Annotated in this window: 6 protein-coding genes; 1 reads left to right on the top strand and 5 read right to left on the bottom strand. The window is 63.5% G+C overall.

Annotation, left to right across the window (positions count from 1 at the left end):
• Positions 1 to 114 precede the first annotated feature (114 nt).
• A complete protein-coding gene (hemB, locus tag PseAD21_RS11645) occupies positions 115 to 1089 on the bottom strand; it encodes a porphobilinogen synthase (RefSeq protein ID WP_003223551.1) in 975 nt (324 codons plus the stop codon).
• Between the two features lie 247 nt (positions 1090 to 1336).
• On the bottom strand, positions 1337 to 2035 hold the full coding sequence (locus PseAD21_RS11640; RefSeq protein WP_102355796.1) for a glutathione binding-like protein: 699 nt from the start codon (positions 2033 to 2035) through the stop codon (positions 1337 to 1339).
• A 318-nt stretch (positions 2036 to 2353) separates the two neighbouring features.
• Here PseAD21_RS11640 and PseAD21_RS11635 point away from each other — a divergent pair, with 318 nt between their 5' ends.
• Positions 2354 to 3028 (top strand): histidine phosphatase family protein, encoded by a 675-nt coding sequence (locus PseAD21_RS11635; RefSeq protein ID WP_102355795.1) that lies wholly within the window; start codon positions 2354 to 2356, stop codon positions 3026 to 3028.
• Between the two features lie 299 nt (positions 3029 to 3327).
• On the opposite strand, the gene mnmH is transcribed toward PseAD21_RS11635, so the two are convergent.
• From mnmH to PseAD21_RS11620, 3 genes are all read right to left on the bottom strand, one after another.
• Entirely contained in the window at positions 3328 to 4431 is a 1104-nt protein-coding gene (gene mnmH, locus PseAD21_RS11630) for a tRNA 2-selenouridine(34) synthase MnmH (protein ID WP_102355794.1), read from the bottom strand.
• Entirely contained in the window at positions 4431 to 5465 is a 1035-nt protein-coding gene (gene selD / locus PseAD21_RS11625; RefSeq protein WP_102355793.1) for a selenide, water dikinase SelD, read from the bottom strand. The genes mnmH and selD overlap by 1 nt, the downstream gene beginning before the upstream one ends.
• Positions 5466 to 5733: 268 nt before the next feature.
• Positions 5734 to 16257 carry an autotransporter-associated beta strand repeat-containing protein gene (locus tag PseAD21_RS11620; RefSeq protein ID WP_102355792.1) on the bottom strand — a complete coding sequence of 3508 codons (10524 nt, stop codon included), beginning with the start codon at positions 16255 to 16257 and terminating at the stop codon, positions 5734 to 5736.
• Positions 16258 to 16591 lie beyond the last annotated feature (334 nt).

Below are 16591 nucleotides of genomic sequence, written 5' to 3'. Positions count from 1 at the left end.
AAAAAACTGTAGGAGTGAGCCTGCTCGCGATAGCGGTGTGTCAGTCAAAAATGCTGTGACTGATACACCGCTATCGCGAGCAGGCTCACTCCTACAGGGGCTATGCGCTGGGGTTCAGATCCCGGCCAATGCCAGGTCCATCGCAAAGTAGGTGAAGATCAGGTCCGCACCCGCACGCTTGATCGCGCCCAGGCTTTCACGCACCACACGATCCTCGTCGATCGCACCGGCCTGCGCGCCGAACTTGATCATCGCGTACTCACCGCTGACCTGGTACGCCGACAGCGGCAGGTTCGAGGCTTCACGAATGTCGCGGATGATGTCGAGGTACGCACCGGCCGGTTTGACCATCAGCGCGTCGGCACCTTCCTGCTCATCCAGCAGCGATTCACGCAAGGCTTCGCGGCGGTTCATCGGGTTCATCTGATAGCTTTTGCGGTCGCCCTTGAGCGCGCTGCCGCCGGCTTCGCGGAACGGGCCATACAGCGCCGAGGCGAACTTGGTCGAATAGGCCATGATCGGAATCTGCGTGAAACCTGCGTCATCCAGCGCCCGGCGAATCGCCCGCACCTGGCCGTCCATCGCCGCCGATGGCGCGATCACATCAGCACCGGCACGGGCAGCGGCTACTGCCTGTTTGCCGAGGTTGATCAGGGTCTGGTCGTTGTCGACTTCATGGTTGTGCATCACGCCGCAATGGCCGTGATCGGTGTATTCGCAGAAGCAGGTGTCGGACATCACGATCATTTCCGGTACCGCGTCCTTGGCAATGCGCGACATGCGCGAGACCAGGCCGTTTTCGCGCCAGGTGTCGCTGCCGTTGGCGTCCAGGTGATGGGACACGCCGAAGGTCATCACCGACTTGATGCCGGCACGGGCATAGCGCTCGATCTCGCTGGCCAGCTTGCGCTCGGGAATACGCATCACCCCCGGCATGCTCTTGATCGGCACGAAGTCGTCGATTTCTTCTTCGACGAAAATCGGCAGCACCAGATCATTCAGGCTGAACTCGGTTTCCTGGAACAGACTGCGCAGGCTCGCATTGCGGCGCAGACGGCGGGGACGTGCTTCGGGGAACTGGCTGGACATGGTGCTTCCTGAAAACGGCAGATGAGACAAAAGTCGTAGGGGGCGAAGCTTATGCCTTCGGTGGGCGCAGGTACAAACCTGGATCAATCAAGAGTGCATTACCGGGAGCGCAATAATCTTTCAGCCAGCACACGTTTTCCTGTAGGAGTGAGCCTGCTCGCGATGACGGTGTATCAGTCGACATCCATGTTGGCTGACACGACGCCATCGCGAGCAGGCTCATTCCTACAAGGGGGTCATGCGCAAATCAGGAAGGAATGGTCAGGCCTCGAATGACCGCCGGGCGCGCCACAAAGCGCTCCAGCACCCGGGTGACGTTGGGGAAATCATTGATCCCGACCAGATCCCCGGCCTCGTAGAACCCGATCAGGTTGCGCACCCACGGGAACGTGGCGATGTCGGCGATGGTGTAGCGCTCGCCCATGATCCAGTCGCGACCTTCCAGGCGTTTGTCGAGCACGTTGAGCAGGCGTTTGCTCTCCTCGACGTAGCGGTCACGCGGACGCTTGTCCTCGTAGTCCTTGCCGGCGAATTTGTTGAAGAAACCGAGCTGACCGAACATCGGGCCGATACCGCCCATCTGCCACATCAGCCACTGAATGGTTTCGTAACGCAGCGCACCTTCCTGCGCCAGCAACTGGCCGCTCTTGTCGGCGAGGTAGATCAGGATTGCGCCGGACTCGAACAGCGGCAGCGGTTGGTCCTCGGGGCCGTGGGGGTCGAGGATCGCCGGAATCTTGTTGTTGGGGTTCAGCGACAGGAACTCGGGGGACATCTGGTCCTGCGTGTCGAAGCCCACGCGGTGCGGCTCGTACGGCAGGCCGATCTCTTCGAGCATGATCGAGACCTTGACGCCGTTGGGGGTCGGCAGGGAATAGAGCTGAATCCAGTCAGGGTACTGCGCCGGCCATTTGTGGGTGATCGGGAACGCGGACAGATCGGTCATGGGAAGCATCCAGTCACAAATTAAAGGCCTGAGCATAATCCATGACCGGCCGCTCCAGCTCGGGTTCTTTGCTGGCCGGAAACGTCCCGTACTTAAATCCGCAACATCCTGTGGTTAACCTCTGCCACCAGTCGCTCATCGTTGCCGTTAGAGTGCGGCGCACCGGCGCGAGTCGAACCAAATCGGCCTCAGGGGACTCTGAGCTATGCCTTTCGCAAAGGAAGCGCGACACACGACATGGAGAACGCCCGGTGCTGGGAGCCCGAGGCGCAAGGGTTTGTCAGCCTTAACCAAATTTGCTGAAGAACCTTTTATTCAATGACGAACCTCATGAGATTCGCCAAACGCTTCAAACATCGCGCCTATGTGGCCTTGCCCTCCCTGCTGGCGGTGAGTGCGCTGACGTTGTCGCTGGAATCGAGCCAGATTCGCGCACAACCGGTGGACGGCACCCAGACCCTGATCTTTCTGCGCCACGCGGAAAAACCTGCCGGTGGGCTCGGCCAGCTCAACTGCCAAGGGCTGAACCGCGCGATCGAACTCTCGACCCTGCTGCCGGAAAAATTCGGCAAGGCCGATTACGTGTTCGCCGCCAACCCGACGCGCAATGTCGAGGAAGGTGAGCTGGACAATTCCTACAGCTACATCCGCCCGCTGATGACCATCAGCCCCGCCGCGATCAAGCTCGGCCTGCCGGTGAACATCGAGTACTCCGCCAACGACACCAGCGACCTGGCGCGTGAACTGACCGAAGACAAATACCACAACTCAACGATCTACACCGCGTGGTCCCACGGTTATCTGCCGGAGCTGATCAACAAGGTCGCGGGCAACGCGGTTGGCGAGAAGCAATCCATCACCGAAGACTGGGCGGCCGGCGACTTCGATTCGCTGTACGTACTGACCCTGACCTGGCACAACGGCAAGGCCAGTTTGCAGAGCCACAGCTACAAGCAGGGGCTGGATAACGGCAAAGTGACTTGCCCGACTTGATGTCTGCGGTGCCTGTGCCGGCCCTTTCGCGAGCAAGCCCCGCCCACAGGGGATCTGCGTCAGGCACACAATGTCAGCCCCGTGAAGATCCGATGTGGGAGTTTGCAGAGCTACTGCTACAAGCAGGGGCTGGATAACGGCAAGGTGACTTGCCCGACTTGATGTCTGCGGTGCCTGTGCCGGCCCTTTCGGGAGCAAGCCCGCTCCCACAGGGGATCTGCGTCAGGCACACAATGTCAGCCGAGTGAAGATCCAATGTGGGAGCGGGCTTGCTCGCGAATAGGCCCGCAAGATCACCCTCAAACCCGCTGATTCAGCCGCTCGCGCAGGTACTCAAGCACCGCCTCGCGCTCCCCGGCAAACTCGATCCGCCCACCCTTCTTCTCGCGCTGGAACGCATACATCGGGTCGTAATACTCGCGCAGCAACACACTGATCCAGTCACGGAACATCTCGACCGAACCGCTACGCGCCTGCTCGGCCAGGGCCTCTTCCATCTGCAGGAACATCCGCTGATGGCGTTCGCCACCCAGCCGGCGTTGAATATTGTTCAAACTCGCAATCAAGCGTTCGGCATACAGCGCATAGCCCTGCTCGCCATGCACGGTGACGAACTCGGCGTGCAGGTCGATCACATAATCCTGCAGGATCCGCTCGACTCGACGCTCCAGGCTGTCTTCCAGCCAGACCATCGGGGCCACTTGCATTGCGCGGTACAGTGGCAATGGCAAGGCGCAACTGCCGACCACCCGACTCTCGTCTTCCAGCACAAACTGTTGGATGCCGCCGGCGCGTTTTTTCAGCACATCAACGGCGAGACGGTTCTCAAAATCGATGTTGCCCGGTTGGCCGGTCGCACGTTTGCCGAAACTCGATCCCCGATGATTGGCGTGCCCCTCCAGATCCAGGCCATTGCTCAACTGCACCAGCACTTCGGTCTTGCCGGTACCGGTCATGCCACCCAGCAAGACCAGGTCGCACTCGGCCACAGCCTGATCAACGGTTTCCAGCAGGAACGTACGCATGGCTTTGTAGCCACCGCCGACTCGCGGGTAATCAATCCCGCCCTCTTCCTTGATCCACTGCTGAACGATCTGCGAGCGCAGGCCGCCACGAAAGCAATACAGGTAGCCGTCAGGATGGGCACGAGCAAACTCGACCCAGCCTTGAATGCGCTGTTCCCTGACCTCGGCAGACACCAGCCGCTCACCCAGAGCGATGGCAGCTTGTTGCCCATGCTGCTTGTAGCAGGTCCCTACCTGCTCACGCTCGCGGTCGTTCATCAGCGGCAAGTTGACCACGCCGGGAAATGCGCCGTGGGCAAACTCGACCGGCGCACGGGCATCCATCAGCGGCCGTTCGTTGAGGAAAATATCGCGGTAGTCAATGCAGTCGCGTGACATCAAATCACCTCGACTGCGTGGGTCTGTCGCTCGACCAGCTCGCCGATCGGCGCCAGGTTCAGGCCCAGTTCGGCGGCCACCGCGAGGAACTCGGCGTTGCCTTCCGGGGTGACCGCGATCAGCAGGCCGCCGCTGGTCTGCGGATCGCACAGCACACGCTTGTGCAGCTCCTGCAAACGGCCAAGCTTGCTTGAATAGCTGTCGAAGTTGCGCAAGGTACCGCCGGGCACGCAGCCCTGTTCGAGGTAATACTCGACGCTGTCCAGACGCGGCACGTGGTTGTAGCCGATACGCGCGGTCAGATGGCTGCCGTCGGCCATTTCCACCAGATGCCCGAGCAGGCCGAAACCGGTGACGTCGGTCATCGCGGTAACACCGGTGAGTTTGCCGAAGCGGCTGCCGGGTTTGTTCAGGGTGCACATCCAGTCGCGGGCCACGCCGACATCGTCGGGGCGCAATTTGCCCTTCTTCTCGGCGGTGGTGAGAATGCCGATACCCAGTGGCTTGGTCAGGTACAGCAGGCAACCGGCCGTGGCGGTGTCGTTACGCTTCATGTGGCGCTTTTCGACCAGTCCGGTCACGGCCAGACCGAAGATTGGCTCCGGCGCATCGATCGAGTGTCCACCGGCCAGCGGAATGCCGGCAGCGTCACACACCGCACGTCCGCCGCGAATCACTTCCCGCGCCACTTCCGGCGCCAGCACATTGACCGGCCAGCCGAGGATCGCAATCGCCATCAACGGATCACCGCCCATCGCATAGATGTCGCTGATTGCGTTGGTCGCGGCAATCCGGCCGAAGTCGTACGGATCGTCGACAATCGGCATGAAGAAGTCCGTGGTCGACACCACACCGCGCTCGGCATCGATTTCGTATACCGCCGCGTCATCACGCGAGGCATTGCCGACCCACAGTTTCGGATCGAGGTTTTGCGCACCGCTACCGGCCAGAATCACTTCCAGCACCTGCGGGGAAATCTTGCAGCCACAACCGGCACCGTGGCTGTATTGGGTCAGACGAATCGGCTCGCTCATGGGAGAGTCTCTGGCAGTTGATGGGGCGGATTCTAGCAGAGCGCAAGGCGGCTGATTTTTGCGCAGAATGTCCGGCCCCCTTCGCGAGCAAGCCCGCTCCCACATTTGATCGCAGCCATTCACAAATCCTGCTTTCACTGAAGATCCCCTGTGGGAGCGGGCTTGCTCGCGAAAGCTTTCGACTGGTCGCCGCGGCTTCACGGCCGGAGACTCTGTGCAGGCACAAAAAAACCGCCCTTTCGGGCGGCTAAAGTGCTTCGACCATGATTCAGAAGCTTTGACTGAAGCTGATGTTGAACGCGCTGTCGTTGTTGTCGCTCGACACCTGGCCCGAGTAACTGATGCCCAGCTTGCCGGTCGGGGTGACCTGGAAGTCGATGCCGGCTTCGAGCAGTGCGCTGTCCTTGGCAATCGGCACGCCCTGGGTGCTGAACGAGGCGCCGCCGTCGATGAAGGTCAGATCAGCGTCTGGTTTGGTGTCGCCGTAGGCATGACGCCAGCCGATGGCGGCACGTGGCGTCAGTTGGCTGCCGTTGGCCAGGGTCACCAACTTGCCGACGCGCACCCCGAGGGTCGAATAGGTGATGTCCTGATCGGCGTCGGCCTTCAGGCGCCCCACTCCGCCTTTTTCCTTGGCGGTGTCGCTGTCGTAGTTGACGTAGGCAAGCCCTGCGAACGGTTCGATGGCAACCCCGGCGGCGCTGATCGCGTAGCCCACTTCACCGAACACCTGAGCACTGCGCGCGTCGTAATCGGCCTTCAGGCGATCATTGTAGCTGCCGACGCTGACATCGCGTTTGGTCTCGATGCTGTGCCAGCTGTAAGCCGCGCCGAGGCGCACGGCCAGTGCATCGAACTGCGAGTTCAGATAACCCGCCAGGTGGTAGGTGTCGACCTTGGCATCGGAGTTGCGGTCATGTGCGTTGAGGTTGCTGCGGGTGTAGCCGGCCGCCATCCCTGCGCGCCAGGTGTCATCAAGCGCCTTGTCGGTACCGAGCATGAAACCGCCGAGGTTGCGATCGACTTTCGCCGTGTTGCTGTCGCCGCCCATGTCACCCCAGGCACCGATGGCCCGAATCCAGCCGACCATTTCATCGTGGCAACCGTTGCTGCTCAGTTGCGTGTCGCTCGGCGCCAGCGTTCTGCGTGGGTCGTCCGAGGCGCTGCACGATGGTTGGCGCATGCGGTCATTGACCGCTTCACGGATGAAGCGCGAATCCTCAAGCATGGCGCTGGCGGTGCTGGCGTGGATTTCGCCGGACAGGCTGTCGAAAGCATTACGCGCACCGGCCACACTGAGGTTGACGATCTGGTTCTGCAGCGCCGCGCCGGCCGCTCCGTTGTTGGTCAGAGCCGTGGCGGTGCCGCGCTGGTTACCGGTGGCCGCGACGTCGGCGAACGAGTTGCCGTTGCGACTCACGGCCAGGGTGACCGAATCGGCAGCGTAGACCAGCGAGCTGTCGAGGAACGCGTACTGCGGCAGATCGGCCGCACTGAAGGTGCCGGACACACCGCCACCCGCGGTGATCAACGAGTAAGTGGTGTTGCCGGTGAACGGCGCAAGGCTGTTGACCGCCAGACCACCGCCCAGGGCGGCCGTGCCACCCACTGCCAGCGGCGTGGCGGTTGGCGAACTGACTGTCAGCGCCAGCACACCATCACTGGCGTTGGTCAGGTTACCGGCCACGCTCAAGGTCCCGTCGGTGCCACCGGAAGCCACCACACCGTGGTTGACCACCGAACCGACGCTGCCGTTGCCGCTGAGGCCTGCGCCGTTGGCGACGGTGACCTGCCCACCCAGCGAAGCCCGGGCTGCACGGCTGCCGACTTGCAGCACGCCTTGATCGACGGACACGGTGCCGCTGAACGGCTGATTACCGGTCAGCAACAAGCTGCCCGCACCGCGTTTGGCCAGCGCGCCGATACCGCTGAGGACGCCATTGAACTGGCCATTGGCATTCTGCTGGAACACCAGCGAGGCGTTGTCGGCGATGTTGCCTTGCAGGCTGGTGGTGTTACCGATCAGCGTACCGCCGCTGACTGTGGTGCCACCGCTGTAGGTGTTGGCGCCTGTGAGGATCAGGGTGCCGGAGTCAAGTTTCTCGATACCACCGGTGCCGATCAGCGGCACATCGATTTCGGCGCTGGCGCCGGCATTCACCCGCACCGGTGCAAGCGTACCGTCCGCACCATTGACCGGCGTCAGTGTACCGCCCGCCCCCGGCACCAGGCTGTAACCACCGGCGAGGAACTGCAGGCCGGTGAAGTTCTGATTGCTCTGCACGGTAACGACACCTGGCTGGCCGCCGAACACCGCGAACTGACCATTGGACGCCAACGCCTGAGTGCCGCTCGGATCGGTCCAGTTGGTCCCCGGGCCCCACACGCCACTGCCGCCGCCGATGCTGCCGTCAGGGTTGGTGGTGCCGCCGTTCCAGAACTGCACTTCGCCCGGAGTGCCCTGTACCAACAGGTTGATCTGATTGGCAATCGCGGTTTGCAGGGTCAGGTTGGCCGCCGACACCGGCAGGCTACCGTAGACCAGACCGTTGTCGGTCAGGCTGCCGCCGTAACGGAACAGTTGATAGACCCCGGTACCGAAGCCGCCGGCGTTGCTGATGTTCAGCGTACCGTCGAGGGTCAGGTTGCCGGCGACATTGACCACCGTGGTAGAGCTGGCGGCCGAGCCGAGGCTGAAGTCCAGATTGGTGCCCGAGGACAGTGCCAGCGCACCGACCGACAACGGTGTGGCCGCGCCGCCACCCGTCAGCGTTGCACCGCTGGCCAGTTGCACGTTGCCGCCCAGTTGCCCGCTGCCGCCGACTTTCGCGCCGCTGGCGACGTTGACGTTGGCGCTGTTGAGCACGCCGTTGACGATCAGGTTGCCGGCCTGCACCGAGGTGTCGCCGGTGAAGGTGTTGTTGCCAGTCAGCAACAGCTGGCCGGTGCTGGTTTTGTTCAGCGTGCCCGCGCCGGTGAGGTTACCGGTGTAGCTGCCATCGGCGTTCTGCGCGAAGGTCAGCGCCGCATTGTTGACGATGGCGCCTTGCAGGCTGCTGGTGTCGCCAGTGGTACTGCCGCCGTTCAGCGTGGTCCCGCCGCTGTAAGCGTTGGCGCCGCTGAGCAGCAGATCGCCGCTACCGTTTTTCACCAGGCTGCCGGTGCCAGTGACGGCGCCGAGCAGCGTGGTGTTCTGGTTGCCGGCCAGGGTCAGTTGCGCACCGAGGTTGACGGCATTCGCCAGTTGCAGCGTCGAAGTGCTGTCGAGGGTGCCGTTGCCGGTCACGCTCAGTGCGCCGCTGCTGATTGCGCTGTTGTTACCCAGCACCAGCGTGCCGCCAGCGAGCTGAGTGCCGCCGCTGTAGGTGTTGCTGCCGTTGAGGGTCAGGCTCGATGCGCCAGTCTTGATCAGGCTGCCCGCTCCGCTGACTACGCCGTCGAGGGTCAAGGCGTTGCTGCCGGCGACGCTCAGGCCACCATTGAGCACCACATTGTTGGCGAGGCTGACCGCCGCGTTGCTGTCCAGCGCCGTGCCGTCCGCAGCGGTCAACACGCCGGTACCGAGCGCCGAGTTATTGCCCACGATGATCTTGCCGCCGTTGAGTGCGGTGCCGCCGGTGTAGCCGTTGGCGGCGTTGAGCACCAGCGTGCCGCTGTCGTATTTGCCCAGGGTACCGGCGCCGTTGAGCGCTACGCCGAGGGTTGCGGTGGCGTTCGGATCGACCCGCACCGTAGCGTTGCCCAGCGAGCCATTGACCAGGTTCAGCGCTCCCGCCGTGCCGTTCTGCAGGCTGTAGCCATCGGTGACGAACTGCAGGCCGGTGATGGTTTGTGCACCGTTGACGGTGACCGTGCCCGGCGCGCCCTGGAACACCGCGAAGTTGTTGGTCCAGGCCTGATTGGTGGTGCCGTTGACGTCGGTCCAGTTGGTGGTGCCGGTGCCCCAGGTGCCACTGCCGCCATCGACCGAACCGTTGGCCACCAGTTGGTTGCCATCCCAGAACTGCACGGTGACGCCCGGTGCGGTGACCAGCAGGTTGATCTGGTTGGCCAGCGCGGTTTGCAGGGTCAGATCGCCCGGAGTGACGCTGCCCGGCACCGTGCCGATCAGCATGCCGTTGTCGGTCAGGCCACCGGTGTAGTTGATCAGGCGATACACGCCGCTGCCAAAACCACCGATGTCGCTGACGTTGAGAGTGCCGTCGAGGGTCAGGTTGCCGCCGACATTGACCAGCGCATTACCGCCACCGGAGACCGGAGCGCCGAGGCCGACATCGAAGTTCGAGTTGCCGTTAAGCACCAGCGAATCCATCGACAGAGTACTGCCGGTCGCGCCCGCCAGATGCCCGCCATCGGCCACCGTCACCGCACCGGTCAAGGTGCCGCTGCCGCCGAGGGTGCCGCCACTGTTGACCAACACGTTACCGCTGGCCAGTGAACCATTGACCTGCAAGGTGCCGGCGTTGACGTTGGTGTCGCCGGTCAGGTCGCTGGTACCGCTGAGGGTCAGGGTGCCCGTGCCGAGTTTGCTCAGCCCGCCGTCACCGCTGAGGATGCCGGCGAAGGTGCTGCTGACATTGTTGCCGCCCAGGGTCAGGGTGTTGCCGGTACCGACCAGCGCGGTACCGCTGCCAGTCAGGCTGGCGAGGCTGCCCGAAGCGCCGAGGTTCAGTGCCGCGCCGCCAGCGAGATTGACGGTGGCGTCGTTGCCCAGTGCCGTGCCGCTGAGGGTGGTCAGGCTGCCGGAGAGCACATCGAAGGTACCGCTGAAAGTGTTGTTGCCGCTCAGGGTGACGTCGGCCAGACCGTTTTTGGTCAGAATGCCCGCCCCGGCAATCACGCCGCCGAGGGTCAGGTTGTTGTTGCCGGCCAGACTCAGGTTGGCATTTAGGTTGAGGTTGTTCGCCAGCACCAGCGGCGCGCTGTTGTCGAGGCTCGATGCCCCGGCCACGGTCAGCGCACCGCTGCCCACAGAGGCGCCAGTGCCGAGGGTCAGCGTACCGGCGTTGAGGGTGGTGCCACCGGTATAGGTGTTGATGCCGTTGAGGGTCAGGTTCGATGCGCCGTTCTTGAGCAAACCACCCGTACCACTGATCACGCCCGCAAGGGTCAGGTTGTTGCTGCCGGTGTTGCTCAGGTTGGCGTTGAGCACCACGTTGTTGCCCAGACTCAGCGCACTGTTGCTGTCCAGCGCCGAAGCGCCGGCCACGGTCAGGTTGCCCAGGCCCAGCGCCGAGTTGCTGCCTGCGGTCAGGGTGCCGGCGTTCAGAGTCACGCCGCCGAGGAAGTTGTTGTTGCCGCTCAGGGTCAGGTTGGCCGCGCCGTTTTTACTCAGGCTGCCAGCACCATTGACCGTGCCGGCCAGCGTCAGATCCGCCGTGCCGCCGATGCCAAGATTGCCGGCGAGGTTGACTGCGTTGTTCAGCGAAACCGCGGTGGCGGCATCCAGCGTGGTGCCCCCTGCTGCGTTCAGCGTGCCTGAGCCCAGCGCCGAGTTCGACGCCAGAATCAGCCCGCCGGCGTTCAGGACCACCGGGCCGAGGAAGGCGTTATTGCCGCCGAGGGTCAGGTTCGCCGCGCCATTTTTGATCAGCCCGCCGGTACCACCGATCACGCCGTTGAGGGTCAGCGCATTGCTGCCGACCACGGTCAGGTTGCCGTTGAGCGTGGCGGCGTTGCCGAGGGTCACGGCGGTGTTGCTGTCCAGTTGTGTACCGGCGTTGGCGGTCAGCGCACCACTGCCCAGCGCAGTGTTGCTGCCGACAATGATCTGGCCGCCGTCCAGTTGCGTGCCACCGCTGTAGGTGTTGGCGCCATTGAGCACCAGGGTGCCGGCGTCGAGTTTATTGAGGATGCCGCTGCCATCGATGTTGACGCCGATGGTGCCGGTCACGCCCGGATCAACCCGCACCGCCGTGGTCCCGCCGGTGCCGTTGACCGCCGTCAGTTGCCCTGCCGCACCGTTGACCAGGTTGTAGCCGTCGGTGACGAACTGCAGGCCGGTGAACAGTTGCGTGCCATTCACCGTCACGGTGCCGGCGGCGCCCTGGAATACCGCGAAGTCACCGGCCCATGGCTGGTTGACCAGACCGTTGGCATCGGTCCAGTTGGTGCCGACCGCGTTCCAGGTACCGCTGCCACCATCGACCACGCCGTTGGCGATGGTCTGGCTGCCGTCCCAGTAACGGATGTTGCTGTTCGGCGCTGACACTTGAATGTTGATCTGGTTGGCCACGCCGGTTTGCACCACCAGATCGCCCAGCGCGTAACCGACCGGCACGCTGGCGACGTCCAGCCCCAGGTCGGTCAGGCTGCCGGTGTAGTTGAACAGGCGATACACACCGACACCGAAACCACCGGCATCAGTGACGTTGAGATTACCGTTGAGCGTGAGGTTGCCACCGATGTTCATCAGCGAGGTGGTCGACGGTGTCGCCAGCGCCACATCGACGTTGCTGCCCGCACCGAGGGTCAGCACACTCGCCGACAAGGTGTTGCCCGCCGACAGCGCCAGATGGCCGCCACTGTTGATATTCACCGCACCGATCGCCGAGCCGGTACCGGTCAGGGTACCGCCGGTATTAACGTTGAGCTGCGCGCTGGCCAGCGAACCGCTGAGGTCCACCGTACCGCCGTTGATTGCGGTGTTGCCGGTGATGCCGTTGATTCCGGTGAGATTCAACGTGCCGGTGCCAACTTTGACCAGGCCGCCGCTGCCACTGAGATCACCGTCAAACGTGCTGGTGACGTTGCCGCCACCGACGGTCAACGTGTTGCTGCCGGTCAATTGCACACTGCCGCTGCCGGTCAGCGCGCCGAGGCTGGCATCGCTGCCCAGATTCAGGCCGGCACCGGCACTGATATTGACGCCGGAAGTCGCGCCCAGCGCATTGGTGTTGAGGGTGGTGACGCTGCCGGAAACGATGTTCAGTGCACCGGTAAAGGTGTTGTTACCGGCCAGGGTCAGGTCCGACAAACCGTTTTTGGTCAGGCTGCCAGCGCCGTCGATGATGCCGTTGAAGCTCAGGTCGTTGTTGCCTGCGACGGTCAGCCCGGCATTCAGCGTAATCGCGTTACCGATGCCGAACGAGGCGCTGTTATCCAGCGTCGCCGCGCCGCCGACGATCAAGCTGCCACTGCCAAGGCCATTGGCATTGCCCAGGGTCAGCGTACCGGCATTGAGGGTAGTGCCGCCGCTGAAGGTGTTGTTGGCGTTGAGAGACAAATTGGCCGCGCCGTTTTTGATCAGGCTGCCAGCGCCACTGACCACATTGCCAAGCGCAAGGTCCTGCGTGCCGCCGACGGTGAGTGCGGCATTAAGGGTCAGTGCATTGCCGAGGTTCACCAGTGGCGAGTTACTGTCCAGCGTGGCTGCTCCGCCAACGGTCAGCGCTCCGTTACCCAGTGCCAGACTGTTGCCGACGGTCAGGGTGCCGGCGTTCAGCGTGGTGCCACCGAGGTAGTTGTTGGCCGCGTTGAGAATCAGATTGGCCGTGCCGTTTTTCACCAGGCTGCCAGCGCCGCTGACCAGACCGCTCAGGGTCAGGTCCGCCGTGCCGCCGACGTTCAGCGCCCCGGCCAGGCCCACCGCGTTGTTCAGGCTGACCGCCGTGTTGGCGTCCAGCGTAGTGTTGGCCGCCGCGTTCAGCGTACCAGCGCCCAGCGCGGTGTTGCTGCCGACGATCAATTTGCCGGTGTTCAGTGCGGTGTTGCCGAAATAGCTGTTGGCGCCGTTGAGGGTCAGGTCGGCGGCACCGTTCTTGATCAGGCCACCAATGCCGGCGACCACGCCGCCGAGGGTCAGCGCATTCGTGCCGCCGACGGTCAGGGTGCCGCCGAGGTTGACGTTGTTGGCCAGTGTCGCGGCTGCACCGGCATCCAGCGTGGTGCCGTTCGAGGCGTTCAGGGCGCCAGTCCCCAGCGCGGTGTTGGAGCCAACGATCAACGAACCAGCCGTCAGCGCCGTGGTACCGGTGTAAGTGTTATTGCCGTTCAGAGTCAGGCTCGACGCGCCGGTCTTGACCAGGCCGTTGACGCCACTGATCACGCCGCCGAGGGTCAGCGCATTGGCGCCGCCAACGGTGAGGTTGGCATTGAGAATCACGTTGTTGTTCAGGCTCACGGCCGAGCTGCTGTTGAGCGTGCCCGCGCCTTCCACCGACAAGTCGCCGGTGCCCAGTGCGGCGCCGTTGCCCATGGTCAGGCTGCCGGCATTCAGCGTGGTGCCGCCGCTGTAGGTGTTGCTGCCGTTGAGCGTGAGATTGGCGTTGCCGTTTTTCACCAGTTGGCTGGTGCCGCTGATCACCCCGCCGAGGGTCAGCGCGTTGCTGCCGCCAATCCCCAGACTGTTATTGAGGATGATGTCGTTATTCAGGGTCACCGCGGCATTGCTGTCGAGGGTCGCCACGCCGCCAACGGTGATGGTGCCGCTGCCGAGCGCCGCATTCGCGCCCGCGGTGATGGTGCCAGCGTTCAGCGCGATGGCGCCGAGGAAGGTGTTGGCGCCATTGAGAATCAGGTTGGCCGCACCGTTCTTGGTCAGCCCGCCACTGCCGCTGACAACGCCGCCGAGGGTCAGGTTGGCGCTGCCGCCGATGTTCAGGTTGCCGCCGAGGGACAGCCCGTTGGTCAGCGACACCGCAGTGCTGGCGTCGAGGGTGGTGCCTGCCGCAGTGGTCAAGGCGCCGGTGCCCAGCGCGGTGTTGGAGCCGACAATCAGCGTACCGGCGTTGAGCGAGGTGCCGCCGGCGAAGGTGTTGTTACCGCTGAGGCTCAGGCTCGCGGTGCCGTTCTTGATCAGGTTGCCAGCGCCGCTGACGACCCCGCTCAGGCCCAATGCCTGGGTACCGCCGAGGGTCAGATCCGCCGCCAGCCCGATGGCATTGGCCAGGGTCACCGCCGTGGTTGCATCCAGTGTGGTACCGGCCGCCGCGCTCAACGCGCCAGTCCCCAGCGCGGTGTTGCTGCCGACGAACAGGCTGCCGCCATTGAGGATCGTGTTGCCAGCGTTGGTGTTGTTGCCGCTCAGGGTCAGGCTGGCGCTGCCGGATTTGGTAATCCCGCCAGTGCCGGACAACACGCCGCCCAGGGTCAGGGCATTGCTGCCGAGCACGTTGAGTGCGCCGGTCATTGCGATGTTATTGGCCAGCGAGACGTTGGCCGTGCTGTCGAGGCTGGTGCCGACGGCGGTGTTCAGCGCGCCGCTGCCCAGCGAGTTGTTGTTGGTCACCAACAGGCTGCCGGCACTCAGGGTGGTGGTGCCGGTGTAACCGCTGTTGGCGCCGCTGAGGGTCAGGCTGCCGCTGCCATTCTTGGTCAGGCCACTGCTGCCGGTGATCAAGCCGCCGAGGGTCAGCGCGCCCGTGCCGCCAGCCGTCAGTGTGCCGCCGAGGCTGATGGCATTGTTCAGGCTGATCGTGCCGGGCGCGCTCAAGGTTGTCGCGCCGGTGACGTTGAGGGTACCGGTGCTCAGCGCCAGGTTGTTGCCCAATTGCACGGTGCCGCCGTTGAGCGTGGTGTTGCCCAGGTAGGTGTTGGCGGCGCTGAGGTTGAGTTGTCCGGAACCGACCTTGGTCAGGCCACCGCTGCCGGAAATGACCCCGCTCAGGGTGGTGGCGTTGGTACCTTGCACGGTCACGCCACCGGCACCGAGGGAAATCAGGTTGCTGATGTTCAACCCGGCGTTGCTGGCTTGCAGAATCCCGCCGTTGGAGGTGAGGACACCGCTGCCGAACGTGGCGTTGTTGTTGAACTGGGCGACACCGCCATTGAGCGTGGTCGCGCCGCTGACCAATGGCCCCTGCAAGGTCCAGGTGCCGCTGTTGATGGTCAGGTTGTTGAAGTTGACGTAGGTCGCGCTGGACGCCGTGCCGACCCCCGTGGTGCCACCACCGACCCCGATCGGGTTCTGCAGGATCAGGCTGTTGGTGCCGCCCGCGCCGCCGTCGACGGTGCCGGTCGGGGCGAAAGTCAGGTTGATGCCGATCAAGCCGCCGAGGCCGACGCTGATCTGCACGCCGTCACCGACCTGCACCGAAGAACCGGTCACCGCGGTGAAGGTGTTGGTACTGCTCGCACCCATCGACACGCCACCGGTGATCGCGCCGGCGTTGGTGAAGGTGTTGCCCGCCGCCGACGTCTCGAACGCGATCCGGCCGTTGATGACGCCGGTGCTGCTGTTGGTCATGTTGACTTGCGAGCCGCCGTAGACGCCGACCACCGGAGTATCGGCCAGGGTGATGCCGCCGACCGAGAGGCCGGTCGAGGTGATGGTGCCGTTGTTGGTGATGCTGGTGGTGCCGGCCGCCGCGTTGTTCACCGCAATACCCAGGCCGTCAACGCTGGTCAGGTTGAGCCCGAGCAGCATGCCGGTGCCACGAATGATCCCGCTGGCATTGTTGAGCACGCTGACGGTACTCGTTGCGCCGGTGCCGATGAAGGCACCGCCGCTCAGCACCGAGACCAGTCCCAGCAGCGCCGGGTCGAGGGTGCCGGAGTTGTTCAGGCTGATGTTCACCCCGGTCAGGTCCATCACGTGGCCGCCGAGGGTCGCGTTCATCTGCGCGCCGGAGTTGACGTTGACCGTCAAGCCGCTGGTGGCGCTGGAAAAGTTATTGAGAAATAGCGGCAGACTCGGCACACCGGTACAGGTCACCGTGGAACCGGCCGTGGAGCACGTAGCCAGTGCAGGTGCGCTCACGCCGCCGAACAACAGTCCGGCAACGCTCAGATGCACAGCAAGGGAAAGAGGGGAAAAACGCGAAACGAGGGCGACACCAAACCTTGCTTCCACGGGCTACTCCTTGTCGTGGCCAAATTCTTCCTTGAAGGCGTGCAAACCGGGCTTATTCCACACGCGAATCAAGACTGCGACGGTCATCACAAAACCGCGTCATGGTGGACAAGCTAGTAGACGCCCCGACATGGAGCACGGATTAAATGGTGTTAATACTTTAAGACTAGGCCCGTCTAGAACAGGGGTTTCGGCCAGCAAACACAGAATTTTGACCTCATGATGCCCCCCCTGTGGGAGCGGGCTTGCTCGCGAAAGCGGTGTATCTATGAAAGATGTGTCAGTTGACCCGACGCCGTCGCGAACAAGCCCGCTCCCACAGTGAAATAGGTGT

The sequence above is a fragment of the Pseudomonas sp. AD21 genome (assembly GCF_002878485.1).
Lineage (GTDB): Bacteria > Pseudomonadota > Gammaproteobacteria > Pseudomonadales > Pseudomonadaceae > Aquipseudomonas.
This window is presented reverse-complemented; position numbering and strand designations above follow the sequence as displayed.

Excerpts from the sequence above, each read along its gene's own strand:
- hemB (WP_003223551.1), bottom strand. The coding sequence starts at position 1,089 with ATGTCCAGCCAGTTCCCCGAAGCACGTCCCCGCCGTCTGCGCCGCAAT.
- PseAD21_RS11635 (WP_102355795.1), top strand. The coding sequence starts at position 2,354 with ATGACGAACCTCATGAGATTCGCCAAACGCTTCAAACATCGCGCCTAT.
- mnmH (WP_102355794.1), bottom strand. The coding sequence starts at position 4,431 with ATGTCACGCGACTGCATTGACTACCGCGATATTTTCCTCAACGAACGG.
- PseAD21_RS11640 (WP_102355796.1), bottom strand. The coding sequence starts at position 2,035 with ATGACCGATCTGTCCGCGTTCCCGATCACCCACAAATGGCCGGCGCAG.
- selD (WP_102355793.1), bottom strand. The coding sequence starts at position 5,465 with ATGAGCGAGCCGATTCGTCTGACCCAATACAGCCACGGTGCCGGTTGT.